At 47.7% G+C, this 964-nt stretch carries 1 protein-coding gene and 1 pseudogene; both read right to left on the bottom strand.

Annotation, left to right across the window (positions count from 1 at the left end; translation table 11 throughout):
- Window positions 1–621: pseudogene (locus ACTHUM_RS15360) on the bottom strand (phospho-N-acetylmuramoyl-pentapeptide-transferase); the annotation flags it as partial.
- Window positions 622–722: 101 nt separating this feature from the next.
- Complete coding sequence (locus ACTHUM_RS15355; RefSeq protein ID WP_049335337.1) at window positions 723–872, bottom strand: hypothetical protein; 150 nt, start codon at window positions 870–872, stop codon at window positions 723–725.
- Window positions 873–964: the final 92 nt, after the last annotated feature.

The raw sequence follows: 964 nt of genomic DNA, 5'->3' as shown, positions 1-964 counted from the left end.
AAGTACAACGGGGAATGCGGCCAAGCCGTCCAAACCGTCGGTCAGGTTAACAGCATTGGATGTGCCGACGATGGTCAGGTAGGACAATACCAAGAAGCCGACTACACCAAGCGGCAAGGCAACTTGTTTGAAGAAGGGAACAATCAGGATATTGTTGGCAGAATTTGTCGCAAGGTAGAACAACGCCAAACCGGCGATAATGGCAACGCTGGATTGCCACACCATTTTGAATTTGGCAGACACGCCGTTAGGGTCCTTATAAACCACTTTGCGCCAGTCGTCGTAAAAACCGAGTGCGCCGGTAGCAAGCAAGACTCCTAAGAGAATCCAGATATAAGGATTTGCCCAGTTGCCCCACAAGATTGTGGACACGGTAATGGCGGTTAAAATCAGCGAGCCGCCCATGGTTGGCGTACCGTTTTTGATCAGGTGGGTTTGAGGTCCGTCGGTACGGACGGCTTGGCCGACTTTAAGCGCAGTCAGCTTGCGAATGGTCCACGGACCCAACAATAATGAAAATACCAGCGCAGTCAGCGCAGCCATTACGGCACGAAATGTGGTGTATTGAAAAATATTCAGACCGGTTAACCAGTTACTGAAATGTGCGAGCCATAAAAACATGGGGCTTCCTTTTTTGTTTTTGTTGTTACAGCGGGCTTATTGCCCAATTAAGAATAAATCGGTATGCCGTCTGAAATTGCAGACGGCCTTGTTGAGTAAGATTATTTCTCTACCACGCAAATCGGATAGTTTCCAGGATTCTTTCCGCCGCCCAAGTCCAAACAGGTATCTTCATAAATAAATGCCTGTACTTTCATTCCGGCATAAAACGCGGCAATCAGCAAACCAGTCAATAGTAAAATCTTTTTCATATTTCAGACGGTCTTTTACGCGGTTGTTGCTGCCAACGCCTCGACCACTTCTTCCATCTTCATAAAGCGCGAGCCCTTGACCAATACAGTAG

This window comes from Neisseria sp. P0021.S006, from assembly GCF_051956895.1.
The sequence above is the reverse complement of the archived record's forward strand: the minus strand, read 5'-3'. Positions and strand labels throughout refer to the sequence as shown.